Genomic DNA, 24,929 nt, shown 5'->3' with positions numbered 1-24,929 from the left:
CCTTCAATTTTTTTAGTTTGAATCCTTTTCGATGCATGTATCATTGGTCGTCACTTTCAGACTCCACACCCTGTTTTTGGTTTTTCCAGGGAGCAGATGCAGTCGGCTTTGCTTGCCGTCAATGCCACAGTGTCCTGCATGAACTGGGCGAACTTTTCTTGATTCAAGGAATAATGGTGCCACGTGCCTGTTTTTTCAACGATGATCAAATCGGCTTTCAACAACAAGTTGATATGATGCGACAGTGTCGGTTGCGTGAAGTCAAAATGTTCCAGGATATCGCAGGCACACATCGAACCGCAGGAAAGCATATCCATTATTTTGACTCGCTTCGCATCCGATAAGGCTTTTGCGACTTTTGCATAATTCTCATAATCCATCGACAATGTCCTCCTTCTCATATAGACATCTATCTATTTATAGTATAGAGGATAGCCTCGGGACAGACAACTTCCAGTCCCGGGTTTCCCCATTATTTTTTGTTTCCCAAAAGCGAGGTAATCGCCTTGCCTTGCAATGACACAGCTGACCACTCGACCACAACAAAATGCCCTTGCGACACAGCTTTGACCTTATCAATCCAAACCCGTTCGCTTTGCGCACGCGCAGCCAATACCGGATTGGTCGTGCCGCTTGTCAGCATACTGTTGTTGACTACCCACCATGTATGGGCGATGCCTGCCCTATCCAAATCTTTCATCAACCGTAAGGATTCATAAACCGGCGTATTTTCCGGCAGTGTAACCATCACAACTTCAGTCTGAAGCGGGTCCTGCAAGACCGGCAATAAATTGCGGACAGCTGCAGGTACGTCCCCGGAGGAGCGTTCCACTTCCTTCGCGTAGCTCTGCGAGGAATCCAACAGCAGCAAGGTATGGCCAGTCGGGGCTGTATCGATGACCACCACGTCGCAATCAACAGTATCTACAATTTCCGCAAAGCGGCGGAACACAGCGATTTCCTGGGTGCACGGCGAACGTAGATCTTCTTCGATGTAGGCCAAATCTTCCTCCGACATCGTCAGGCGCGCTTGCTGCAGGACTTCTTCCGTATAGTCCTGCAGTTCTTTCTTCTCGTCGATTCGGCTCAATCGGATGTCTGCCGACTCCGAAATGACTTGTTCCAGATGGGCAGCCGGATCGGTCGTTGCCAGATGGACCTTTTTGCCTGCGGCTGCCAGGCCAGTTGCGATGGCAGCGGCGATCGTCGTCTTACCGACGCCGCCTTTCCCCATCGTGAAGATGACTTTCTTGTTGCTCGACGCAAAATCGTCCACTAGTTGCTGCAGATTCGGGAAATTGGGCTTGATGTGGGCTTCAGTTTGCTGTTTCGGCTGATCTGATTGCAGCAACATGCGCAGATTATCGATTCCTGTCACATTGTAGGTGCGCAGCGGAATCCCAAATTGCGGAAATCCCTTCAGCTGGGGCGGCATGGCAGCCAACGCCTGTTGTTGGGTTTCGAATATATTCATGGAGATATCATCATTCGGTTCTTCCAACAATCCGTTCACAAGCAAACGTTGATTGCGGATGCCGATTTCGCGCAACTCCCGTGATGCCCGGTCCGCTTCCAAAATGGGACCAATCTGAGGGCGCGTCACCAAAAGCAGAGTCGTCTCCTGTTCGTTAGCCAACGTCTGCACAGCTAAGCGGTACATCTCCTGTTTATCACCCAGACCGGACAATTGGCCCATGCAAGAAGTACCGGTCGTGTTCTCATCGAGGAAATCGCTCCAAGCGGACGGCAACTGCAGCATGCGCAATGTGTGACCTGTTGGGGCCGTATCGAATAGGATATGATCGAAGTGCTCTTTCGTCTCGTTATTGGTCAGAAATCCTGCGAATTCGTTGAAAGAAGCGATTTCTACCGTACAGGATCCCGAAAGTTGCTCCTCCATGTTCGCGATGGCAGCTTCGGGAAGCAAGCCTCTGTAGGGTCCGACCACACTTTCCATGTAATCGTTCGCTGCGCTGATCGGATCGAAATTGGCGACCGTAAGACCCGGCACTTCCAGGATGGCCGTTCCCTTATTGGTCAGTTCCCTGCCGAAAACATCCTGCAGGTTGCTTGCCGGATCCGTGCTGACCAACATGATCTTTTTGCCGCTGTCGGCAAGGGCAACTGCAGTGGCACAGGCTGTCGATGTCTTGCCGACCCCGCCTTTTCCAGTGAAGAAAAGGTATTTCGTCAAATGTTGATTGCTCGGTTTAAAAGATTCCATCATTTTGTCTCCCTCAGCAGCAACCTGATTGTCCGCCGCAGCAAGAGCCTTTCTCTTGGCTCACTTCCTCATGTTGGTCGTGGTGGTGATGGTGGCGACCCTGTCCACCGCAGCCACAGCCGCCTTTATTACCCTTGCCGCCGCAGCAGCCTGACTCTTCTTTTTCTTCGGTTTCTACTTTTTCTGCTTCGTCAAATTCCTCTGAACCGCCACACCCGCAACCCCCACCACAGCAAGAATCTTCAGTCTCTTCGATGAAGCGGACACCGATGTACTCAGTGATTTCGTCGTTTGTCGGATAGCCTCCGGTTTTGACGATTTGTCCATCCACCACTGTCAGCGGCAAAGCATCCATGCCTTCAGCCTGTAGCTTTTCGCTGACGGCTTTGTTCAGAACGAACTGGTCCGGATTGCTGGACAGGTTATAACGCAAAGCTTCGTAATTTTCCAAACCTCCCAGAGCGTCCATTACAGCGGTGATGCGTAATAGATCCTGGTCGATGGATGGTCCGCAGACCCCTGTGTTGCAGCACATTGCTGGTTCAAAAATAGTGATGTTTGTCATGATTCATTTCCCCTTTGATTGTTTTTTATTTAGAAAAGCTCTTCAAAGCCTAAATATTTTTGGTCACATTTATAATATAGATTTTCTTCTATCTATAGTCAATGATAAAATGGAAAATGCGTAAAAAAAGTGCCGGATAGAGAATATTTCCCCATCCGGCACTTCTGAAAATTTCTATTTTTTCAGCAATTCTGTGATCTCTTGTGTACTGGCGACTTTACCGTAGGAGACGACTTTCTCGTCGATGACCAACCCCGGGGTGCGCATGATGCCGTATTTCGCAATGTCCTTCATGTCGGTCACTTTTGTGATGGTCGCTTCCATCCCCAGTTCCTTCAATGCCTCTTCCGTGTTTTTGGCCAGATTCACGCAATTTTTGCAGCCAATGCCCAAGATTTTGATTTCCATGATGATATTCCTCCTGCTTCATATTTTGATTTGATTACATAAAAATGGGTCCCAAGAAATTGAACAGATAGCCGATGATGATGATGCCGACTGCCACGATTCCGAAGAAAAGCCCCAACAATTTCGGTTTGACGACTTGCTTCAGCATGACCATCGACGGCAAGGACAATGCCGTCACGCCCATCATGAAGGAAAGTACGGTACCCAAGCCGACCCCTTTTGCGACAAGCGCTTCGGAGATGGGCAGCGTCCCGAAAATATCCGCGTACATCGGAATGCCGACGACTGTTGCCACCAATACCGAATACCATTTATCCTGGCCCAGCAGAGCTGTGATGACCGATTCGGGAATCCAGTTGTGGATGGCAGCCCCGATGCCGACCCCAAGAAGCACGTAAATCCATACTTTCTGGACGACTTCCTTCACCTGATCGAATGCATAATCGACACGGTCTTTCCTTGTCAACTCGGCTTCCTCCAGTTCAACCGTAGGGCTGCCGAACACAAAGGATTCGACCTGGTCTTCCATATGCGCTTTCCCAATGAAGGTTCCGCCGACAACCGCAAGGATAAGTCCCACAACGACATAGGCGATGGCGATTTTCCAGTTGAAAATGCTGGCTAAGAGGATGATCGATGCCAAATCGACCAACGGCGAAGAGATCAGGAACGAAAACGTCACACCCAGCGGCAATCCCGATCCGGTGAAGCCGATGAAAAGCGGAATCGAAGAACAGGAACAGAAAGGTGTGATCGTCCCAAGCAATGCCGCCAGGATATTGGCGGTGATCCCATCGAAGCGGCCCAGGATTTTCTTCGTCCGCTCAGGCGGGAAGAAACTTTGCACGTAAGAAATGCCGAAAATCAACACCGACAACAGGATGAATATTTTGATGACGTCGTAGATGAAGAAGTGGATGCTGCCGCCTACCCTGCTGGCGAGGTCCAATCCGAAGACATCCCGGACAAGCACAACGACTAAATCGCTTAGCCACTGCATTTTTAATAACTGATCATTTAACCATTGAAAAATTCCCATGATGAACTGCACCTTCTAGTTTGTATTTTCTACATAACACATCGACGTTTATCTATGTGTTAGTATACGCCCACACATAGATGAATGTCAATGTGTTGTTTTCAGGTGATGATGCCCTACAAAAAAAACTGCGATAATGCCGGATCAGCACTCCGGTTTTCGCAGCTTATTCATTCAAGGATAGGCTTTTCTCTTTTTGTCACTTTTGCAGCAGTTCTGCAATGTGTTTGGGCGTCAGGATACGCCCATAGGAGACGACCTTTTCGTTGATGACCAGCCCCGGTGTCTGCATAATGCCGTATTTTGCGATTTCTTTCGGGTCCTCCACTTTGGTTATGGTTGCTTCCATACCGATTTTCTTCAACGCCTCGGCTGTATTGACTTGCAGTTTCTCGCAGTTGCGGCAGCCTGGACCCAATATTTTGATTTCCATTTCCATCCCTACTTTCGAATGATTACACAGTGGTATTTTGCTTGGCCATTATCTGGAAAAAATCCTTCAACTCGTCCAATTTTTCATGGTTCACGGAGTATTTAACCCAAATGCCGTCTTTTCTGCTGTCCACCAAACCGCAGTCCTTCATCATCTTCATATGGTAGGACAAAGTCGGTTGTGTGATCGAAAATTGATCCAATAACGCACAGGCGCACATTTCGCCTTCCGACAATAAATCCATGATTTCCAATCTGGTTTCGTCCGATAATACTTTCAGACATTTCGCATATGTTTTGTATTCGATCGCCATATTCAGTTCCTCTTTCCTGCTGTCATTTAAGGCACTTCAGCTCGCTCTATCGCTCTTGGCGCCCACACATAGACATCTATCTATATGAAGTATATACCCTCACAGCATGAATTGCAATTCCCATCTTGGACAGAAAAAAAGCATGTTAAAATGACTAAAGATGAAAAATTGATGAAAAAAATTTGACTGATTCTTATCCACTTGTTATTATTTATATAAATTTCAAAATAAATTCACATTGAAAAGATAAGTACGGATGGACGAAATGCACAGAGAACCTCGGCTGCTGAGAAGAGGACAGGGATGCTATCCGGAAAATGGTCTTCGAGTGAGTGGACGGCGAACGCTCTTTTTAGAACTTTAGCCCTCCACGGGAATGCCCGTTACAGCATCACAGTATCCCTGAACAGCGATTTGCTGTGGCGTACTGGTTAAGGGGAAAATCGCGAGGTTTTTCTGAACCAAGGTGGTAACACGATGAATCTTTCATACGTCCTTGCGCAGCATCATGCGCAAGGACGTATTTTTTTACCAAAAAACAAACGAGAGAAGGAAACGATCATGACAACCCAAGCAACTTTAAGGAGAACGAAAGCGCCTTTCCGCGCAGACCACGTAGGGAGCTTCCTGCGTCCCGAAAGCATCAAAAAAGCCCGCAAAGAGCTGGCTGAAGGCACAATCACGAAGGAAGCCCTGCGCGAAATCGAAAATGTTGAGATCACACGCATCGTCGAAAAACAGATTGAACTTGGCTACAAAGGCATCACTGACGGAGAATTCAGACGCTCTTATTGGCATTTCGATTTTCTTGAGAACCTGTTGGGCTTTGAAGGTTACCTTGCGGCGCAAGGCAAACAATTCCACAATGTTGTGACCAGCGCCCACAGCGTACGCAATATCAGCAAGATCGCCTTTAATCCGGAACACCCCTTCTTTGCGGACTATGCTTTCTTGGCTGAAGCAGTCGGCGACAAAGCCATTGCGAAAGTATCGATTCCGAGCCCGAACCAATTGATCCGCCTCGGTTTCCGAAACGAAGAAATCTATCCTACCTTGGAAGAGTATGCTGCTGATCTGCAACAGGCATACCGCGACACGATCCTGCACTTCTACTCGCTGGGGAACCGTTACATCCAGATCGATGACACTTTCTGGGGCGATCTTTGCTCGGACAAAGCGTTGGAAATTTTCGGTTCTCAGGAAACCTACGATGAATTGAAACGCGTCGCTACTGATAACGTCAAAAACATCCAAATCGGTCTGCCTGAAGATTTGGTCGTCACGACGCATATCTGCCGCGGTAACTTCCGCTCGTCCTACTCGCAGGAAGGCGCTTATGAGCCTGTTGCGAAAGAGCTGTTCGGCGAAACCGGCTTAGACGGCTTCTTCCTGGAATACGACACCGACCGAGCTGGTGGATTTGAACCATTGCGCTACTACAAAGGCGACGGCCAAATTATCCTAGGCCTTGTAACTTCAAAGACACCGGAATTGGAAGATATCGACGAAGTCAAGGCGCGTATCGCTGAAGCTGCTAAATTCGTGCCTTTGGAACAATTATGTCTGAGCCCGCAATGCGGCTTCGCTTCGACTGAAGAAGGAAACAATCTGACGGAAGAACAACAATGGGCGAAATTGGCCTTGGTCAAACAAATCGCTGACGAAGTCTGGGGCGACTGATCGTTCGATGCAGCTTAATGTTCGAGCACACAAAAATCCCTACAGCAAAAAACGCATCACCACTCAATTCCTGAGTGGCGATGCGTTTTTTTGCATGAGATTTAGTGGGTGTAGACGGTTCACGAGTGTACCAGGATTAATTTTCATGTGAAATTTTTCATTTACTACTTTCCAAATTTTTAATAAGCTGTCATACTATATTCAGATTGTCCCTGTATACTCTAAAGTTACTGAGAGAATTTACTCTTTTTCTTTAGACCTCCGAACCGGTTCGATGAAGCTGCAACTTCATCTGCCACTTTCTAAAGAAATTCGTCCATCCAAGGACAGCAAAAAACGCCACCCAAAAGTGGCGTTTTTTTGTTATTCTGCTTTTTCTGCCTTGGCCTCCTTCAGGTAGATGGCAACCAGTTCATCGCGGACCGCAATCCATTCCGGTCTGCGGTCTTCGAGGTGGACCCGATTTGAAAGCAGCAAAAAACCTTTTTGACGGTTCGGATCCAGTATCATGAAGGTGCCGGTGTAGCCGGTATGCCACAACACAAAGTCTTCCCCATCTTGAAACAAGTTCCACCCCAAGGAGCGCGGCTGGTCCGGAACGATTCCCCAATCCCGCAGCAAGGCTTGGACCGTCTCTTTCCGCAAGATCCGCTGGCCTTCCCACTCCCCAAAATGCAGCAGCATTTTGCTGAATCGAATCAGGTCCTGCATCGGCGCAAACAGTCCTGCGCTACCGCAGTGTCCACCCAAGATCACTGCTTTGGGATCATGCACCACACCCCGAATCACCCCTCTGGTCGGATGGTTTTGCGTTGGAACGCAACGCATCGGATCAGTTGGCTGATAGCTGCTGTCCATCATGGCCAGCGGCTGCTTGATGCGTTGCTCAAAGTTTTCCGCTACCGATTTCCCGGTCAGCTTCTCGATGATGAAGCCGGCAAGGATCAATCCGGTGTCGGTATAGACCACTTTTTCTCCGAAGTTTTCTCCCGGCTCAAGGGCTGTCAAGGCGGCGGCGAGTTTTTCGGCCGGCAGCGCATCGCGGTTTTTGATATAGCCTTTCAGATCGGACGTGTGCGTCAACAGATGGCGGATCGTCACCGCATCAGAAGGGAATGCCGGCAGATACGCCCGCACCGGATCTTCGAAGCTGATTTTGCCTTCCTCGTGCAATTGGAGCAGCAGCGTCGTCGTGACGATCACCTTAGTCAAAGACGCCACATCATAGAGCATGCCCTCCCGCAAGTCTTCCCGCTCGGGCAAAATCGCCGCCGATCCGATCAGCTGGGTTTCCGTTTCATCCTTATCGATAAAGGTATAAGTCGCCCCGGGGAAAACATTCCCTTCCAGCATCTCAGCGATCTTCTTTTGGGTTTCCGGATACATCAGCAAGCGCCTCCTTTCCTTTACTATAGTTATCTATCATTATAACGCATCCGAAGCCTGATGCGCGGCACCTTTCGAACGCTTTTTACAATTTTGGGGAAGAATGGCGCGAGATTTGCGAAGCACTTTTCAATTTGAGAAAGAAACAGCCTTATCAGCGGATCATGTGTTAGAATATTGTATACTAGTGAACTTATTGGGGGAATGTAATTCGATGGGGTATTTCAAGGAGCGTCTGTATCAGCAATACGTGATATTATTCATCTTCTACTTTATGTCCATGGCGGCTTTATCATCATTAATCACCGTCTACATGCGCGACCTGGGAAAAAGCGGGTCGGAAATTTCATTCATCCTTATCCTTTCAAACATAATCGCACTCATCATCCAAGGACTTATCGGGTATTCAAATGAAAAATGGGGAACCCGCAAAACGGTCACCATTTATGTTTTGATTTCCGCTGTAATCAGCAGCGGACTCTTTTTCTTCACAGGCAACTGGCTCTTCGGACTCGTTTATGGTTTGGCGAACGCCATCACCTTAGGGCTCGCACCGCTGTTCGATGTGCTTGCGGCCAACAGCCCTTACAGATTCGGCCAAATTCGCCTCTGGGGAACAATCGGCTATGCTGCCGGGCAACAGATTTCAGGAATCATTTACGATTTTGTATCGCCGAAATCCATTTTCGTGCTCTATCTCGCCTGTTATTTTGCAAGCATCGTGTTCCTTTATCTCTTGCCTAAACCGGAGCAAGCGGCTGCCTCTCCAGAGCATGCAGCCGAGAAGCAGGAGGATACTTCCGGCGGCAACACACTCAAGAATATCTTCCAGAACAAACTGTTCATCACCTATCTGCTCTTGGCGTTCATCATCTTCGGCACGAACACAGTCAACACTAGTTATCTGCCGTTGCTCTTGACCGATACGGGCGCTCCGGTCGCACTTGTCAGCACGACCCTGACAGTGGCCCTGTTTGCGGAAGTCATCGCGATGGCTTTGTCTCACCGCTTCATGGACCATTTCACGAACAAGCAGCTCCTTCTTGCCATTTTGTTCCTATCGGGGACAGAGTATCTGATCAATTTCCTTTCGAACGACTTTCTGGTGCTTTCCATCGCGACCGTCCTGACCAAGTTTTTCGCTTCCGGCACCTTCATCATGCTGAACCTCAAGATGGTCTCCACCTTGTTGAACCGGAAACTGATCGCCACAGGAACGGCAGTCGTCGCCATGTTCTCCAGGAACATCGGCACCATCTTCTTCCAATTGATGGCCGGCCCCATCATCGATCAAATCGGGCTGAATTACCTTTATCTCCTGCTTTTCGTCTTCACGGTCATCGCTGCAGTGATCGCCTTGCTGTTCAAAGTACCGGCTCAGCCGAAAGAACGCCTCTTTTCTTGATGAATGGCTGAATGCACCATCGTTTATCGAAAATAAAAAGAATGGCCCCGCGAGCTTGTATCAGCACGCGGGGCCATTCTTTTTGTCATTCCGGTATTATTTTTTTTTGCGGATCATATCGAAACGTTCGACCACGAAAGGAACTTTCATCTTCACAGTCATCATAGCGTTAGGCGCACGGTCGATTGCTTCATCGTGTTCGTTCCAGATGGCTTCCACCGTCAGTACGTTGTGGCGCAATCCCGGTCCGTAGAATTCGATTTCGTCCCCGACACCGAAATTGTTCCGCTGCTGGATCGTAGCCATCTGCGTTTCCGGATCGTAGGCCATCACTTGGCCGATGAAACCGTAGCGCGGAATTTTGCGGCGCTGGCCGAAGAGTTGTTCATCCTCGGTCGGATCTTTATAGAAGAAACCGGTAGCCAATTCGCGTTGCGCGACTTTCCATAATTCATCCACCCATTCCTGCTTCAGTTCGTAATGGTCGGGATCGGCGCAGTAGGCATCCACGGCTTTGCGGTAGACGTTGACTACCGTCGACACATAGTGGATCGATTTCATGCGCCCTTCGATTTTCAGGCTGTCGACGCCGCTCTCAATCAGATCGGGCAGGTGCTCCAGCATCGAAAGATCGACGGCACTCATGGAGAATTTTTCTTCGATGCCTTCTTCGCCGGCACCTACAGGGTTCTGTTGCCCCAACAACGGCATATCGTACAAGCCATATTTCCAACGGCAAGACTGCGCGCAGCCTCCGCGGTTGGCATCACGGTTCGACATGTGGTTGGACAGGACACAACGGCCCGAGTAGGAGATGCACATCGCCCCATGGACGAAGGCTTCGATTTCGACATCGGTCTTCTCGTTCATTTCCTGAATTTCTGCCATCGATACTTCACGGGCCAAAACGACGCGCTCCAAGCCTTCTTTCGCCCAGAAGTTAAGCGTCTGGTAGTTGGTCGCGGAAGCCTGGGTCGACAAATGGATCGGCAAGCCGGGTGCATCGGTTACGGCGATTTCCATCAGCGCGGGATCTGAAATCAGGACCGCATCGATGCCGATATCGCGGATTGTGCGGAAGAATTCGCCTGCGCCTTCCTCGTTGCCTTCATGTGTGACCATATTCGCGGCGACATAGATTTTCGAACCGTGGCTATGCGCAAAAGCGACTGCTTCCGCCATTTCCTCATAGTCGAAATTGCCTGCGCGGCTGCGCAAACCGTACGCTTCTCCGCCGATATAGACGGCGTCAGCTCCGTAGTGGATGGCTGTCTTCAATTTTTCCAATGTTCCGCCCGGGGCCAAGACCTCGGGCTTCTTTGTTATTGTTCGCATGTGTGTGTACACTCTCTTTCTTTCAGTATCAAAGTATCAGACAACTTCATTCGGGTCCTTGGAATAGAATCCGGTATCCAGCTCACGGTTTGCGGGATGCAAGGCATGTAGTTCGGCATCCAATCGTTCCGCCAATTCTTCCGTCCAGATCTCTTCCGTGAAGGCTTCACGCGCTTCCACGAACAGTTTCGCGATTGCGACAAAATTTTCTCCTGGGGTGAACAAACCGTCCAGCATCCATTGCGAGACGCCGATAGCCGTCAGTTCGCCCAGATGAGGCATCAGATCAAGGTCATTGTTGGCGAAGATATGTGTTCCGTTGCGGTCCTGATAGATGGAATAATGGGAATCCACTTTTTTCGGCTCCGAAATGAACAATCCGCGTTCTTTATTCACGGCTTCCTCTTTCTCGATGAAATTGAAGTAATTTTCAAGCAAATTGCGTTTCGATTGGTGGATGCAAGTGGCACCGTATACCAATACTTCAACCGGCACCAACGCACCCGGGACCAATTTCTTCATTTCCTCGAAAGGCACTTCGCGGGCAAGCACGGAACCGACCGCTCCCCTTTTCGCCCAGAAATTGATCTGTCCGCTTGAGGTCACCATGACTTGTGCATCATAACGGTAAGGGATAAATAAATCCTGTTCCCTCATCACTTGCACTACGCCAGGATCGCCCAACGTGATGCTGTCGACTTCCGCTTCACGCAAGAAAGCCAGATACTCGGCCACTTGATTGATCCGATCGTTATGGAAGATCGCATTCACCGCGGCACTGACCTGCGCGCCTTTCTCATGCGCATAGGCAATGACCTCACGTTGTTCCTCTCTGGTGAAGGAATACGGCAAACGAAGGCCGTACTCATCCTCTCCTATATATAGTATATCTACGCCGCAATCCACCAGTTCCTTGGCTTGCGCTACTGACTCGGCTGTTGCAATCAGCTCGATCATCATACATTCCTCCCTTATTCGAGTTCCTTGATAAGATTATCACATTACTTATAAAAAGTGAATGACTGTTTTCCCTAAGTTTTCAGAAAATTGTTGTGCAGAATAGTCACGGCTTGTTAAAGCAATCATTTGGTTTCCCCCTGGCATAGAGCTATATCAGGCTCCCCGTATTCTTTCCCGCATCAAGAATGGTATAATAGCAAATGTGAAAATGGAATGACATCCACCAACCATCAGGAGGAATATTCAATGAAAAAACTTGTCAACAGCCAACAGATGAAAAAAATCGACGCCTTTACGATCAATGAAATCGGCATCCCAGCCCTGGTGCTGATGGAAAATGCGGCGAATCAGGTCGTCTCAGCCATGGAAGAACGCATTTCAAGAGAGGACATCATCCTCGTGGTCTGCGGTTCAGGCAACAACGGCGGCGACGGAATGGCGGCAGCCCGCATTTTATTGAACCACGGCTTCCAGGTGGATGTATTCTTGATCGGCGAACACGACAAATTATCTGCTGAGTCCAAAAAACAACTCGACATCATCGAAAACTTGGACATGGTCATCTGGGATGACGTCAGCGAAATCAACTTCAAAGGCTACACCGTCTTGGTCGATGCGATTTTCGGCATCGGCTTGGACAGACCTGCAGAAGGGAAATACGCGGAGACGATCCAACTCATGAACGCGTTCCAAGGATATGTCTTTGCTGTCGACATCCCATCCGGTATCTCCGCCGACAATGGACAAGTGCTGGGGACCGCTGTCCGGGCAGATGTGACCATCACTTTCGGGATCGAAAAAATCGGCCAGCTGCTCTACCCCGGTTCTTTGCATACCGGCAAACTGATTGTCAGCGATATCGGTTTCCCACCGAGCGCCATGGACGTCATTTCTTCGAATGTGCTGTTCTATGACGAGAGCGATCTTTTTTCGCTGCCGAGACGCGCGGCCTATTCGAACAAAGGCACTTACGGCCGGGTCGTGATCATCGCCGGATCCGCAAACATGAGCGGGGCTGCTTTCCTTTCGGCAAAAGCTGCCTACCGTACTGGCGCCGGGCTGGTCCAGATCGTCACGCCGGATGAGAACCGCGCCATCCTTCAGATGCAGCTGCCTGAAGCCATCCTGACGACTTACCAAACGGATGGATTGGATAAGGAGAGCGAACGCCTTAAAATCATCGCCGCGGTTTCCTGCGCAGATGCGATTGTTGTCGGACCAGGAATGGGGAAGTCCGATGCAGCCCGCACGGTAGTCGATTTGGTTCTGGAAAACAGCCAGATCCCTCTGATCATCGATGCGGATGCTCTGAATATCCTTTCCGATCGTTTCAACGACGCGGCTTTGCCGGGGAACGATTCCCGTGCCCGCATCAACGCAGTGTCGCAGTCCGTTCCAGTGGGGAGCATCCTTACCCCTCATTTGAAGGAACTGGCGCGGCTTTTGGATAAGGACTTGGCGGAAATAAAAGCGGATCTCTTAGGGACTGCTGCGTTTTGCACGGCTGATTCGGATCTGACCTTTGTCATGAAGGATGCCCGGACTGTCGTGGCCCATCAGGATGAGCACTACATCAACGCGACAGGCAACAACGGCATGGCGACGGGCGGTTCAGGCGATGCCTTGACCGGCATCATCGCCGGTTTATTGGCTCAAGGCTTAGTACCTTCCGAAGCGGCCAAATTGGGTGTCTACATCCACGGTTTGGCGGGGGACATCGCTGCCCAAGAAAAATCGGAGTACAGCTTGATGGCTTCGGATCTCATCGAAGCTTTGCCAGCGGTATTACGCTGATTCTTTCCTGTTAAAATGAACGAAACGCACAAGGAACCCGGCAGCGGTCGGCCGGGTTCCTTGTGCGTTTTTGATTGGATGAATGTATGAATGACCATCGCGGCGCGGCGTGGTGGGGGTGGCCGGAGAAAATGCTCCTGTGGGGGTACGCTCAGCTCCGGCGGGAGACCTGATGGCCGGAGGAGACTTAATTCCAGAAGCCCAAATCCGGTGAAGCCGCGTGGACCGGAGGTGACATTTTGGTGGGATTCTCTTCTCCGGCGAAAGTGCCCTTCACCGCAGGAAAAACCGATTTCTACCCTACCCTTTTATTCCGGTTTCGCCTTGGAACTGTCCTTATCTCCTGAAATCCGGAACACTTTTTCGCTCCGTTCGTACGGCACGTCGGGAACGCCTTTGCGTACATTTACTACACGGGCCACGACAAACAGGTAGTCCGAAAGACGGTTGATGAACGTCAGCACAAACGGATTCACTTCATCCGGCTCTTGCTCCATGAAGGTGACGATCCGGCGTTCGGCATCACGGGTCGTCGTCCGCAAAATGTGAAACCAGCTAGCCAACTCCGTTCCGCCCGGTATGATGAAATACTGGATTTCCTCCGGTTCTTCGCTATAGCCGTCGATTTTCTGCTCCAACCAGTCGATGTGATCCTGCGTGAGCTTGTACTCCCGGTGCCCTTTCGGAATCGACAAATCTGAGGAACAATCGAACAGGAACTGCTGGATGAGCGCCATGTCCTCCTGGATATCCTCGCCGCAATCATTCTTCGTGCGGACAAGCCCGAACCATGAGTTCAACCCATCCAGCGTGCCGAAAGCTTCGATCCTTTCGGCATTCTTCGGAAGAGCTTTCCCGCCTCCGATGCGTGTGTTGCCTTTGTCGCCTGTGCGTGTATAGATGCTGTATTTCATAGGCTGCCTCCTTTAATGCATTTTCTTGTTCTGTTATTCTATCACATTTCAAGCACGCCCTCTCAATCAAACGACAGAATTTTTCCGTAAATAAGACCTTTGCAGTATGGCTTTCAGAGGCAACTCTGGTAAACTAACAATAGAAAACCGCTATGTCGCTTTACGGATCCAGTCCGGGGATGGCATAAGAAAGGACAGCATATGCAAAAGAAAGAAACAAAAATAACCGTACCCGAAGACACGCGCCTCATCTCCTTTTTGGGCGGCAAGACAATCATCTATATCCTGTCCACCCTGATTTTGATCGGTGTGCTCATATTTACGATGGATACCATTTCATTCATTTTCAAACCGCTGCAGGTCATTTTTTCGACCATTGTGGCACCCGTTATTTTAGCAATCGTCTTCTATTATATATTCAATCCGATGGTTACCTTCCTTGAAAGTAGGAAAATCAACCGAGGAATGGCGACATCAATCGTCTTTGTCCTCTTCATTTTCATGCTGGTCTATGGGGTTGTCCTTTTGGTTCCGATCTTGTCCAGCCAGCTCACCAATCTAGTCAATGAATTTCCTACCTACATTGAACAGATGAATGCCTATTTCGACAAGCTGCTCGCGAACAGTACATTCAAGGACTATTATGAACAGGCGCAAAGTTGGTTGGATAACACAGTGGGTAGTATCCCTGAGATGATTCTGGCATGGATCGGCAACTCTAGCGAAAAAATCCTGAACATTTTTTCCACCATTTCCAGCGTAGTGGTCGTGGCAGTCACTTTCCCGGTCATCCTTTTCTTCATGCTGAAGGACCAAGGGAAGTTTCAACCGTTTGTCATGAACAACATCCCGCCTGTTTTCCGCAATGATATCGAAAAGATTTCCAGACAGATGTCGCTTCAGGTCGGTTCCTATGTTCAAGGCCAACTGCTTGTTGCCTTGAGTCTGGGTGCCTTGCTGATCGTTGGTTATTTGATCATCGGCCTGGATTATGCCGTCGTCCTTGCCTTGATTGCTACCTTGACAGCGGTCATCCCTTTCATCGGTGCGACAATCGGTGTAATCCCGGCTTTGTTCGTTGCTGCGTTCACGTCTCCGGCCATGCTCCTAAAAATGGCCGTCGTCTGGGCTTTGGCGCAATTCGTTCAAGGCAACATCATCGAACCGAGCATCATGGGCCGAAATTTGAAAATGCACCCGCTGACGATCATCATCGTTTTGCTGATCATGGGCAATCTGCTTGGCTTTATCGGGATGATCTTAGGTGTGCCGCTATTCGCGATGCTGAAGATTCTGATTGAACATGTACTCGAAAAATTCAAGCTGCGGTACAATCGTTATTTTGGCGAAGTGGCCGGTCCATTCGAGCTGGACGATGAAGAGCCCGTCTTGGTGAACGGCTCCACTCCCGTTAAGGATTTCGCGACTGTTGATGTGGAAAGGGATATTCCGGAAAACGATAAAGAAGAATAACACAAAAAGGTTCGTGATTCCCGTAAGGGCACGAACCTTTTTATATCAAGTAATTCCATACTAAATAGGCTAGGTAAAAAAGCACCAAAATGCGCCCTTCTTTTCTGCTGATGATTTCCCGTTTAGTATTGTAGGAAAAATAACCCAAAACAACCAACAAAATCCCTAAAGCCGGAAAATGGATCTGATAGAAATCCGGACTGACAACAATTCCTCCAGGGGTCAAACTGATCGCCGTACCGAGGATCAAAAGCGTGTTCAAAAGGTTAGAGCCCATGATGTTCCCCATCGCCAAAGCGCCATAGCCTTTTTTTACAGAAACGATGGTTGTGCTGATTTCCGGCAACCCCGTCCCGAAGGCCACAACTGTGGAAGCGATGACCGAATCAGGGATGCCGATTCGGGTAGCTCCAATTTCAACCGTTGTCACCATAACTGAGGCACTCGCAATCACAAAACCTGCGCTTACAAATAATTTTAAGAGTTTGATCAGTATTGGCTTGTCGTCTTCCTTATCGGATGTGTCGACAGTGATTTCTTGAGGTTGTTGCTTCCCTTCCCGCAGCATCCACACAAAATACAAGGGGCTCAACAGCAACAGGAGAAAGCCGATCCACTGCGGTATCTTGCCCTGCCCGTCTGCGTAGAAGACAGGCAATGCGGACAGAATCAAAAACAAAGAGATCCCGGACAACACCGCATGCTTATTTGCAGTCTTTCGGTTGACGGGAATGCTGCCGTAAAGGGCACCGATACCGAGAATAAAGCTGGTGTTCACAATCGTGGAACCGATGACATTCCCCAGAGCAACTATGCTGTTCCCTTGGATAGCTGACAAAATAGACACCGCCAACTCAGGCAAAGAGGTTCCTAAGGAAACAATCGTAGCACCGATCACCAATTCGGATATTCCCCAATCCAACGAAAGCGAAATCGCTTCGTCCACCAAAACATCCGTTGCCTTGGACAGTACCCAGATGCAGAAAATCAGTACTCCCGCTAACACATAGTTGGCTGCTGGAGCCAATAAATTCGTCAAGAACCTCCACTTCCTTCCATCCGGAACTGGCTGGCTAATGTGCTCAGTAGGTCACTTGCTGATAGTCTGCTGGTATTTCAAAAGCATCCTCCGACACATTATCGGATAATTCCAATATTTCCATGACCGATTCAAATGATTCATCGATCGTCTTGATTTTCTTCAGGTCGGCGCCATCAAAATAGTAGAAGATTTGTGTACCGCTCTCTGTGCGATATTCCTCGTACACCAAGCCGTCTTCCTCACCGCTGCCGATGTATTCGATGTCATCCACTTCGACCGGCTCGCTTGATTCCGGGATTTCCGGTAAGGTTTCTTCCCCTTCCATCATTGTTTCAGGCATAACCATTACCGTTTTGTTGACATGGTCGATCAAATACGTTTTGCCATCCATCATCATCATTACCGTGTCAGTATCTACGGACTTAGAATGCATCGCGGTCCTGTCGCCCGAAACGGTCATCATCGTCTCGGATTCCATCATTTCGCCTTCAAATGTCGTCGTGGAGCGGAAAGCCATATAGTAATTGCCGCTTTCCATGATATCAATGTAGCTTTTCGACAGTTTGCCGAGCCTATCACCGGCTTCCGTGGATTCTGCCGACGTTGCTTTTGTTTCGCTGCTCGCTGTGCTGACTGCCGAACTGCTTTGCGCTGTCGCTTGAGAGGAACTTTTTTCTTCAGATGTTTCTTGCGTTTGGCTGCAACTTGCCAGAAAAAGACTGACCAGCAGGACTGTCCAATATTTTTTTCTATCTTTTAGCATCCTTAACAACCCCTTCGAATAGTGTTGATCCTGTCGCTGCAATTCCGATTGGCGTGATGGTGTTACTGTTATCTTCATTATAGCTCATATCCAGCGCGTTTTGAAATTTGGAATAAGCAGTCGAGCTGCATTCAGCAGGGCCTGCCTCTGCAGGGGTTCTCCATTTCAGACTTGAAGCTTGCGCATGCTATACTTAACAAAAGAACAACATCTTACTGGGGGAATAGCTATGTGTCTGATTTCATTGCAACTCAGTCAACACGCATCGTACAAATTGATGCTCGTGGCCAATCGGGACGAGCAGTATGACCGTCCCTCCTTGGCTGCACACTTTTGGCTGGACCATCCCGATCTGTTGGCAGGTAAAGACTTGAGCGCTCACGGCGCTTGGCTTGGAATCACCAAACAAGGCAGGATTGCCGCCGTGACCAACAGTTATCTGACGACTGATCAGGAGTCCGACCAAAAACTGTCCCGCGGCAACCTTGTGATGGATTACTTGACCGGCAGTACTGAACCCCAGGACTACCTGAACCAAGTCAAACAGCAACGGACCGACTACAACGGCTTCAATCTGATTGTCGGATCGAGCGATAGCCTCCATCATTACAACAATATTTTGGACGAAAGCAGCGTCCTTCAATCCGGCAACCATACCATCAGCAATGCCACGCTCGATACGCCTTGGCCGAAAGTCACTCGCACAAAAGCGGCAATGGCTGAACTGGCTAGTTCAGCCACTCTTGACGAAGAGGCCATCTTCCGCATCATGTCTGATCGGACGCCCCCGCCGGATGACCAACTGCCTGATCTGCCGCTGGATTTACCGATTTTGCGTGCTGTTTCCGCCAATTTCATCCAGACGGAACGCTACGGCACCCGCTCCACGACACTGATCCTCATCGACTATTCCGATCAGGTGACTTTTGTGGAAAGATCCTACCTGCCGGACGGAACCAGCAAGGATGTCCGTTTCAACTTTCAATTGAAGGCTGAAGAAAAATGAAGCAACAAAAGATGCGGCCGGGAATCGGAACCCCAGCCGCATCTATTATTATAGATAGTATTTTCTGATGATCGTCAAGTCATCATTCAATTCATAGACCAACGGCTGCCCTGTAGGTATTTCCAAGGCCATGATCTCATCATCGGGTATTTCTTCGAGGTACTTGATCAAAGCCCGCAAGGAGTTCCCGTGGGCCGCCACTAAAATCGTCTTACGGTCCAATACCGCCGGAGCGATTTGATCTTCCCAAAATGGAATGACACGGTCCAACGTGGTCTCCAAATTTTCCCCCATCGGAATGACCCGTTTCTGCAGGTTGGCGTAGCGGCGATCCTTGACCGGCGACAGCGGATTATCAGGATCCATCAACGGCGGCAACGTATTATAGGAGCGTCGCCATTTCAGAACTTGGTCTTCTCCGTATTTTTCAGCTGTTTCCTGTTTGTTCAGCCCCTGCAGATCGCCATAGTGCCGTTCATTGAGCCGCCAGCTTTTCACTTCCGGTATCCATAATTGATCCATTTCATCCAGAATAATATGGCAGGTTTTGATCGCTCGCTGCAGCACGGACGTGAACGCCATATCAAATTCAATCCCGGCTTCCTTGAGTTTCCGGCCGGCTTCTCTCGCTTCCGTGACACCCTGTTCACTCAAGTCGACATCTGTCCAGCCCGTAAACAAGTTCAGTAAATTCCACTCGCTTGCACCATGACGAATCAAAATGATTTTCCTCATCACCGTCACCACTTTCTGCCTGTAATTTTCTTTCATTATACTGCTACAGGCAGTACGATTCACGTATAAGGACTTCAGTTACCGCCGCGGATGGCTTCCACCATTTCCGCCACGAAGGCTCCGACCGGTTTGGGCGAATCTTTCCCGTATTTTTCCATGATGTTGATGATTGCGGAACCGATGATGACGCCATCCCCTATTTCACTCATCGCTTTCGCTTGTTGCGCGTTGGAAATCCCGAAGCCGATGGCGCAAGGGATGTCACTGATTTTGCGGATTTCATCGAGGATACTGCCAATATCGGTGGTGATATCGCTACGGACGCCGGTGACACCTAAGGAAGAAACGACATACAGGAAACCTTCCGCTTCTTTAGCGATCATGGCAATCCGTTCAGCAGAAGAAGGTGCCACCATGGAAATGTAAGTGATGCCATGTTCCCGGCAGGATTTCTGGATGAAGCCCTTCTCTTCGAACGGAACGTCTGGGATGATGATGCCATCTACGCCTGTCTCTTTGCAGCGCGCCATGAATTTATCGATGCCGTAGACGAAAACAGGGTTGATGTAGGTCATAAAGACGAAAGGTGTGTCGATTTCGGTGCGCAACTCAGCAACCATCTGGAAAATGTCATCCGTATTGATGCCGTTCGCTAAAGCCCGCTCATCCGCTTTTTGGATGGCAGGACCTTCCGCAACCGGATCGGAGAACGGGATGCCAATTTCAACAATGTCTGCTCCATTCGCAACGATTTCCCTGATCAGTTCCTTCGTGGTTTCCAGATCTGGATCCCCAGCCGTCACGAAAGGGATGAATGCCTTGTGCTTGAAGGCCGCTGTAATTTTATTCATGAATGTCCACTCCCTTGTATCTAGCGATTGCGGCGACGTCCTTGTCCCCACGGCCCGACAGACAGATGACGATGATCTTTTCCGGATCCAACGTCGGCGCCAAAACCATGGCATGCGCGATTGCATGTGAACTTTCGATAGCCGGGATGATTCCTTCCATCCGCGCCAGGTATTCAAAGGCTGCGACAGCCTCGTCATCCGTTACCGAAACGTACTCGGCGCGGCCGCGGTCATAGAGATCCGCATGCTCAGGCCCAATCCCCGGATAGTCCAGTCCCGCCGATATCGAATATACGGGTGCAATCTGGCCGTAATCATCCTGGCAGAAATAGGATTTCATACCATGGAAAATGCCCGGCGTACCGGTCGCGATTGTCGCAGCCGTGTCTTGCGTGTGGATTCCTCTGCCGGCAGCTTCGCAGCCGATCAGCCGCACGCTCTCGTCGCCGATGAAGTCATAGAAAGTCCCGATCGCATTCGAACCGCCGCCGACGCAAGCCATCACGACATCCGGCAGCTTGCCTTCCGCCTCGGCCATCTGGGCTTTGGTCTCTTCCCCGATGATCTTTTGGAAATCGCGGACCATGGTCGGGAATGGATGCGGCCCCATGACCGACCCGATGCAGTAATGCGACTCTTCAAACGTGGAAGCCCAATCCTTCATCGCTTCGTTGACCGCGTCCTTGAGGGTGGCGGTGCCGCTCGTCACGGGAATCACTTTCGTGCCCAATAATTCCATCCGGAACACGTTCAAGGCTTGACGCTGGGTATCCTCTTCGCCCATGTAGACGACGCACTCCATGTCCAAAAGCGCAGCTGCTGTGGCGGTTGCCACGCCATGTTGGCCGGCGCCGGTCTCCGCGATTATCCGCTTCTTGCCCATCTTTTTGGCCAATAACACTTGTCCGAGCGCATTGTTGATCTTATGCGAGCCCGTGTGGTTCAGGTCTTCTCGTTTCAGGTAGACTTTCGCTCCACCGAGGTTCTTTGTCATCTTTTCCGCGAAATAAAGGCGGGATGGCCTGCCTGCGTAGTTGTCCAACAGATTGTTCAATTCTTTTTTGAATTCCGGATCCTCACTGAATCGGAAAAAAGCTTCCGTAAGTTCCAAGCAAGCGTTCATCAAGGTTTCGGGAATGAACTGTCCCCCGTGTGCACCAAAATAACTTTTCATATTATTGACCTCCCAATGATTTCCATTACTGACCTGATTTTATCAAAATCCTTCACGCCGTCCGTTTCGACGCCGCTCGAGATGTCCACTGCGTATGGCTGCACCTTTTGGATGGCCGCTTCGAGGTTGCCCGCATGCAGGCCGCCCGCCAAGAAGAATGGGTGCGTTGCTTCCTTCAGCAAGTCCCAGTTGAATGTCTTTCCGGTCCCACCTGCCCCGCCGCTTTGGTATGTATCATAGAGGAGGATATCGGAGGCGTAACCCTTCTTGACATCAGAGGCGTCCTTGACCGCGACAGCTTTGATGATCGGAAGTGTGATCCGCTTACCCAGTTCCTCGATATAGGCGTCGTCCTCATCGCCATGGAGCTGCACGATCTGGATCGCCCGGCTTTCCACGATAGCAACGATGTTTTCGATCGGTTCGTTGACGAAGACGCCGACCGCCGGAATGGCGTCCTTCAAAGCTGCCCTGATTTTCAGCGCCTGCTCCAGTGAAATCTGCCGCTTGCTGGGGGCGAAAATGAAGCCTACAAAATCCGGGCGGAGCTCATTCAGCATTTCAGCATCCTCAACTCGTTTCAGGCCGCAAATTTTCACCTTGACCATCAGCCGATCCCCCGCAGGCGGTCCAGCATGCCTTTTTTATCCGGCGAGACCATCATCGTTTCGCCGATCAGGATGGCATCGACATTGCCCTCTTCCAATTCGATGACTTGCTGTCTTTCCGAGATGCCGCTTTCGGCCACAAAGATAATGTCATCCGGCACCAGTGCGCGGAGCCTGATGGACTGCTGGATGTCCACCTTGAAAGTCTTCAAGTCCCTGTTGTTGACGCCGATCATTTTCGGGTGGGTCCGTAGAGCCTTCAGCAGTTCTTCTTCGGTGTGGGCCTCAACCAACGCCGAAAGCCCCAGTTCGCGGGCCAAACGCTGGAAGTCATCCAACTCGTCCTCGTTCAGGATAGTCGCGATCAACAGCACGGCATCCGCGCCGATGACTTTCGCCTCATAAATCTGATAAGCATCGATGATGAAATCTTTGCGTATGATTGGAAGCGATACTGCCTGTTTTATTTCCGTCAGGAATCGGTTTTCGCCTTTGAAAAAATCGGGCTCCGTCAATACCGAAATTGCGGATGCCCCCGCTTCTTCGTAGGCTTTGGCGATTTCTAAGTATGGGAAGTCCTCCACAATCACGCCTTTCGAAGGGGACGCCTTCTTGCATTCGCAGATGAAGCGGATCCCTTCACCGGTCAGCGCCTTTTCGAAGGGGAAACCCTGATTGATCGGCAATGCCAAAGCGGCTTGCTTCATTTCTTCCAAAGGGATGGCCTGTTTGGCTTTTTCCACACGTATCTTTGTCGCTGCTATGATGTCATCCAATATCATTTCGTCGCCTCCTGTGATGCAGTGATGAATTGCTTTAATTTCGCCAGAGCCGCTCCGCTGTCGATGAGTTCGGCTGCGCGCTTGATGCCGTCAGCGATCGTATAGTCGTCATTAGCAAGATAGATGGCCATGCCGGCGTTCAATAACACCGTGTCGCGCTTCGGCCCTTTTTCGCCGCTCAAGATAGCCAAGGCGATGGCCGCATTCTCAGCCGGTTCCCCGCCCACCAGATCTTCGTTCGTGCAGTACTCGAAACCATAGTCTTTCGGATCGAACGTGAAGTGGGTTATCTTGCCGTCGCGGAGCTCAGCGACTTCCGATGTTGTGGTCAATGTGATTTCATCCAATCCGTCATTTCCGCCGAACACAAGCGCCCGTTCCATCTGCAATTGGTTCAGCACTTCAGCCATCGTGTCCACCAGTGCGACATCATACACGCCGAGCAATTGCATGTTCGCGTTGGCCGGGTTCGCCAATGGCCCCAGAACGTTGAAGATCGTCCGGACACCCATTTCTTTCCTGACGGGTGCCGCATGCTTCATCGATGGATGGTATTTTTGGGCGTACATGAAGCACATCCCGATTTCTTCCAGCATCGTTTCGCTGTGTTGCGCGCTGGCTTCGATGTTCACACCTAATTCTTCCAGCACATCCGCGCTGCCACATTTGCTTGAGGAGCTGCGGTTGCCGTGTTTCGCCACCGGAATCCCTGCGGCTGCGATGACAAAGGAAGAGACGGTTGAGATGTTGAAGGTGAATGCTTGATCGCCGCCGGTTCCGACGATGTCCAATGCCGTAGTCTTAGTCCGCACCTTATTTGAAAAATCCCGCATCACTTCAGCGGAAGCACTGATTTCGCCGGCCGTCTCGCCTTTCATCCGCATAGCAGTCAGGTAAGATGCGATCTGGACCGGACTGGCTTGACCGCTCATGATCTGGTGCATGATGGTCTTCGTCAATTGCGGGGAAAGTTCTTCTTTTTTCACCAGTTTATCGATAGCGGCTTTCATGCTGTCTTGCGGGAGAATTTCTTCGGTCAGTTTCGTCTCTTTTATCTCTAGCATTTCATTCACCTCATCATTTTTTGTGTACAAAAAAAGCCCTTGTCCCCCCTTTAAAGGGACAAGAGCTTGTATTCTCCTGCGATACCACCCAAATTGACGAAATGAATCGCCCACTCGTTCACATACCAACATATGTGCCTGTCTGTTAACGGATCAGGTTCCCCGTTTGCCCCTACTCTTTTCAAGGCAACCCTCTCAAGTCCATTCGGCATCCCCTTCGCTATCGCACTCTCACTGGCGGCGACTCTCTGGAAACAAGGTATGATGCGTACTTCTCTTGATTATCGGTTTAATTAGATGGAAATGATTTTTCTAACGATTTCTTAATGTTGGGATTATTTTAACGCATCGCTAACCTTCCGTCAACTGTTTTATTCAAAAAATTTGGCAAGCTCGAATGTTTCCTGCTCCGGCGCGATTTTGGTAGAATGGATACACAATAACTTTGAAAGGATGTGTTCCGACTGAAACAATCCGACAAACTTTACTCGATGGCACCCGTTATCGATCCGCATGCCAAGGTTCTGATTCTGGGATCGATGCCCGGCGCGAAGTCGCTGGAAGCACAGCACTACTACGGGAACCCGAGGAACCATTTCTGGATAATCATTTTCTCCCTGCTCGGGGAAGAGGATCCGGTGACCTACGAAGACCGCCTATCGCTGCTGAAAGAGCATCATGTCGCCCTCTGGGATGTCATCCATTCCTGTTACCGTGAAGGCAGCCTCGATTCGGCCATCAAAGAGGAACATCCGAATGACCTGGACAGCCTCCTGCGCGATCATCCCCAGATCAGAGCCATCGCCTTCAACGGCGGGAAAGCTTACCGCAGCTACAAAAAGCACTTCGATCTGGATGAGGATTCCGGCTTGGTCTACCTGCCGCTCCCCTCGACCAGCCCGATGCGCGGCAAACATGTCAAAACGTTGCCGGAAAAACTGGAGGCTTGGTCGGTGTTGGAGGAGTATCTTTGAT

At 50.0% G+C, this 24,929-nt stretch carries 25 protein-coding genes and 1 other annotated feature; of the genes, 6 read left to right on the top strand and 19 right to left on the bottom strand.

All coding sequences use genetic code 11. The annotated features are described in order from the left end of the window. Window positions 1–56 precede the first annotated feature (56 nt). From C7R56_RS01275 to C7R56_RS01245, 7 genes are all read right to left on the bottom strand, one after another. The gene (locus C7R56_RS01275; RefSeq protein ID WP_107994826.1) at window positions 57–380 is read right to left on the bottom strand and encodes an ArsR/SmtB family transcription factor; all 324 of its coding nucleotides are present in this window, start codon (window positions 378–380) and stop codon (window positions 57–59) included. A 92-nt stretch (window positions 381–472) separates the two neighbouring features. Further along, entirely contained in the window at window positions 473–2,224 is a 1,752-nt protein-coding gene (gene arsA, locus C7R56_RS01270; protein ID WP_107994825.1) for an arsenical pump-driving ATPase, read from the bottom strand. Between the two features lie 13 nt (window positions 2,225–2,237). After that, a complete protein-coding gene (gene arsD, locus C7R56_RS01265) occupies window positions 2,238–2,789 on the bottom strand; it encodes an arsenite efflux transporter metallochaperone ArsD (protein WP_199902958.1) in 552 nt (183 codons plus the stop codon). Between the two features lie 174 nt (window positions 2,790–2,963). Further along, the gene (locus C7R56_RS01260; protein WP_107994823.1) at window positions 2,964–3,197 is read right to left on the bottom strand and encodes a thioredoxin family protein; all 234 of its coding nucleotides are present in this window, start codon (window positions 3,195–3,197) and stop codon (window positions 2,964–2,966) included. 34 nt (window positions 3,198–3,231) lie between these two features. Then, complete coding sequence (locus C7R56_RS01255; protein ID WP_107994822.1) at window positions 3,232–4,236, bottom strand: permease; 1,005 nt, start codon at window positions 4,234–4,236, stop codon at window positions 3,232–3,234. Window positions 4,237–4,435: 199 nt separating this feature from the next. Then, entirely contained in the window at window positions 4,436–4,669 is a 234-nt protein-coding gene (locus C7R56_RS01250) for a thioredoxin family protein (RefSeq protein WP_107994821.1), read from the bottom strand. A gap of 22 nt (window positions 4,670–4,691) precedes the next feature. Continuing rightward, window positions 4,692–4,982: an ArsR/SmtB family transcription factor gene (locus C7R56_RS01245; protein ID WP_107994820.1), complete on the bottom strand. Its 291-nt coding sequence runs from the start codon at window positions 4,980–4,982 to the stop codon at window positions 4,692–4,694. Between the two features lie 561 nt (window positions 4,983–5,543). On the opposite strand from C7R56_RS01245, the gene C7R56_RS01240 reads away from it, so the two are divergent. Beyond that, entirely contained in the window at window positions 5,544–6,662 is a 1,119-nt protein-coding gene (locus tag C7R56_RS01240; protein ID WP_107995071.1) for a 5-methyltetrahydropteroyltriglutamate--homocysteine S-methyltransferase, read from the top strand. A gap of 363 nt (window positions 6,663–7,025) precedes the next feature. Here the strand turns inward: C7R56_RS01240 and C7R56_RS01235 are convergent, their stop codons facing one another. Beyond that, window positions 7,026–8,048, bottom strand: a complete 1,023-nt coding sequence (locus tag C7R56_RS01235; RefSeq protein WP_107994819.1) for a serine hydrolase domain-containing protein — start codon at window positions 8,046–8,048, stop codon at window positions 7,026–7,028. A 214-nt stretch (window positions 8,049–8,262) separates the two neighbouring features. On the opposite strand from C7R56_RS01235, the gene C7R56_RS01230 reads away from it, so the two are divergent. After that, window positions 8,263–9,453, top strand: coding sequence for an MFS transporter (locus tag C7R56_RS01230; protein ID WP_159072118.1), 1,191 nt, complete (start codon window positions 8,263–8,265; stop codon window positions 9,451–9,453). Window positions 9,454–9,549: 96 nt separating this feature from the next. On the opposite strand, the gene C7R56_RS01225 is transcribed toward C7R56_RS01230, so the two are convergent. Continuing rightward, window positions 9,550–10,788, bottom strand: a complete 1,239-nt coding sequence (locus tag C7R56_RS01225; RefSeq protein WP_107994817.1) for a peptidase U32 family protein — start codon at window positions 10,786–10,788, stop codon at window positions 9,550–9,552. A 36-nt stretch (window positions 10,789–10,824) separates the two neighbouring features. Then, the gene (locus C7R56_RS01220) at window positions 10,825–11,745 is read right to left on the bottom strand and encodes a peptidase U32 family protein (protein ID WP_107994816.1); all 921 of its coding nucleotides are present in this window, start codon (window positions 11,743–11,745) and stop codon (window positions 10,825–10,827) included. Window positions 11,746–11,994: 249 nt separating this feature from the next. Between C7R56_RS01220 and C7R56_RS01215 the strand changes: the two genes are divergently transcribed. Continuing rightward, window positions 11,995–13,542, top strand: a complete 1,548-nt coding sequence (locus C7R56_RS01215; protein WP_159072117.1) for an NAD(P)H-hydrate dehydratase — start codon at window positions 11,995–11,997, stop codon at window positions 13,540–13,542. A gap of 308 nt (window positions 13,543–13,850) precedes the next feature. On the opposite strand, the gene C7R56_RS01210 is transcribed toward C7R56_RS01215, so the two are convergent. Beyond that, complete coding sequence (locus tag C7R56_RS01210; protein WP_107994814.1) at window positions 13,851–14,456, bottom strand: cob(I)yrinic acid a,c-diamide adenosyltransferase; 606 nt, start codon at window positions 14,454–14,456, stop codon at window positions 13,851–13,853. Window positions 14,457–14,657: 201 nt separating this feature from the next. Between C7R56_RS01210 and C7R56_RS01205 the strand changes: the two genes are divergently transcribed. Beyond that, window positions 14,658–15,929: an AI-2E family transporter gene (locus C7R56_RS01205; RefSeq protein WP_107994813.1), complete on the top strand. Its 1,272-nt coding sequence runs from the start codon at window positions 14,658–14,660 to the stop codon at window positions 15,927–15,929. A 40-nt stretch (window positions 15,930–15,969) separates the two neighbouring features. On the opposite strand, the gene C7R56_RS01200 is transcribed toward C7R56_RS01205, so the two are convergent. After that, window positions 15,970–16,968 (bottom strand): sodium:calcium antiporter, encoded by a 999-nt coding sequence (locus C7R56_RS01200; RefSeq protein ID WP_107994812.1) that lies wholly within the window; start codon window positions 16,966–16,968, stop codon window positions 15,970–15,972. Window positions 16,969–17,011: 43 nt separating this feature from the next. Beyond that, the gene (locus C7R56_RS01195; protein WP_107994811.1) at window positions 17,012–17,734 is read right to left on the bottom strand and encodes a hypothetical protein; all 723 of its coding nucleotides are present in this window, start codon (window positions 17,732–17,734) and stop codon (window positions 17,012–17,014) included. Window positions 17,735–17,963: 229 nt separating this feature from the next. On the opposite strand from C7R56_RS01195, the gene C7R56_RS01190 reads away from it, so the two are divergent. Continuing rightward, a complete protein-coding gene (locus C7R56_RS01190; protein ID WP_159072116.1) occupies window positions 17,964–18,740 on the top strand; it encodes an NRDE family protein in 777 nt (258 codons plus the stop codon). A gap of 48 nt (window positions 18,741–18,788) precedes the next feature. On the opposite strand, the gene gpmA is transcribed toward C7R56_RS01190, so the two are convergent. From gpmA to trpD, 6 genes are all read right to left on the bottom strand, one after another. Continuing rightward, window positions 18,789–19,475, bottom strand: a complete 687-nt coding sequence (gpmA, locus tag C7R56_RS01185; RefSeq protein ID WP_107994809.1) for a 2,3-diphosphoglycerate-dependent phosphoglycerate mutase — start codon at window positions 19,473–19,475, stop codon at window positions 18,789–18,791. A gap of 74 nt (window positions 19,476–19,549) precedes the next feature. After that, window positions 19,550–20,326, bottom strand: coding sequence for a tryptophan synthase subunit alpha (gene trpA / locus C7R56_RS01180; RefSeq protein WP_107994808.1), 777 nt, complete (start codon window positions 20,324–20,326; stop codon window positions 19,550–19,552). Then, a complete protein-coding gene (gene trpB, locus C7R56_RS01175) occupies window positions 20,319–21,500 on the bottom strand; it encodes a tryptophan synthase subunit beta (protein WP_107994807.1) in 1,182 nt (393 codons plus the stop codon). The genes trpA and trpB overlap by 8 nt, the downstream gene beginning before the upstream one ends. Beyond that, the gene (locus C7R56_RS01170; protein WP_107994806.1) at window positions 21,497–22,108 is read right to left on the bottom strand and encodes a phosphoribosylanthranilate isomerase; all 612 of its coding nucleotides are present in this window, start codon (window positions 22,106–22,108) and stop codon (window positions 21,497–21,499) included. The genes trpB and C7R56_RS01170 overlap by 4 nt, the downstream gene beginning before the upstream one ends. Further along, window positions 22,108–22,890, bottom strand: a complete 783-nt coding sequence (trpC, locus tag C7R56_RS01165) for an indole-3-glycerol phosphate synthase TrpC (protein WP_107994805.1) — start codon at window positions 22,888–22,890, stop codon at window positions 22,108–22,110. Before trpC ends, C7R56_RS01170 begins: the two co-directional genes overlap by 1 nt. Next, window positions 22,887–23,954, bottom strand: coding sequence for an anthranilate phosphoribosyltransferase (gene trpD / locus C7R56_RS01160; protein ID WP_234402542.1), 1,068 nt, complete (start codon window positions 23,952–23,954; stop codon window positions 22,887–22,889). Before trpD ends, trpC begins: the two co-directional genes overlap by 4 nt. A gap of 51 nt (window positions 23,955–24,005) precedes the next feature. Beyond that, window positions 24,006–24,248, bottom strand: a binding site (T-box leader). Between the two features lie 161 nt (window positions 24,249–24,409). On the opposite strand from trpD, the gene C7R56_RS01155 reads away from it, so the two are divergent. Continuing rightward, window positions 24,410–24,928, top strand: a complete 519-nt coding sequence (locus tag C7R56_RS01155; protein WP_199902957.1) for a DNA-deoxyinosine glycosylase — start codon at window positions 24,410–24,412, stop codon at window positions 24,926–24,928. Window position 24,929: the final 1 nt, after the last annotated feature.

Source organism: Trichococcus paludicola (assembly GCF_003052295.1).
Lineage (GTDB): Bacteria > Bacillota > Bacilli > Lactobacillales > Aerococcaceae > Trichococcus > Trichococcus paludicola.
The sequence above is the reverse complement of the archived record's forward strand: the minus strand, read 5'-3'. Positions and strand labels throughout refer to the sequence as shown.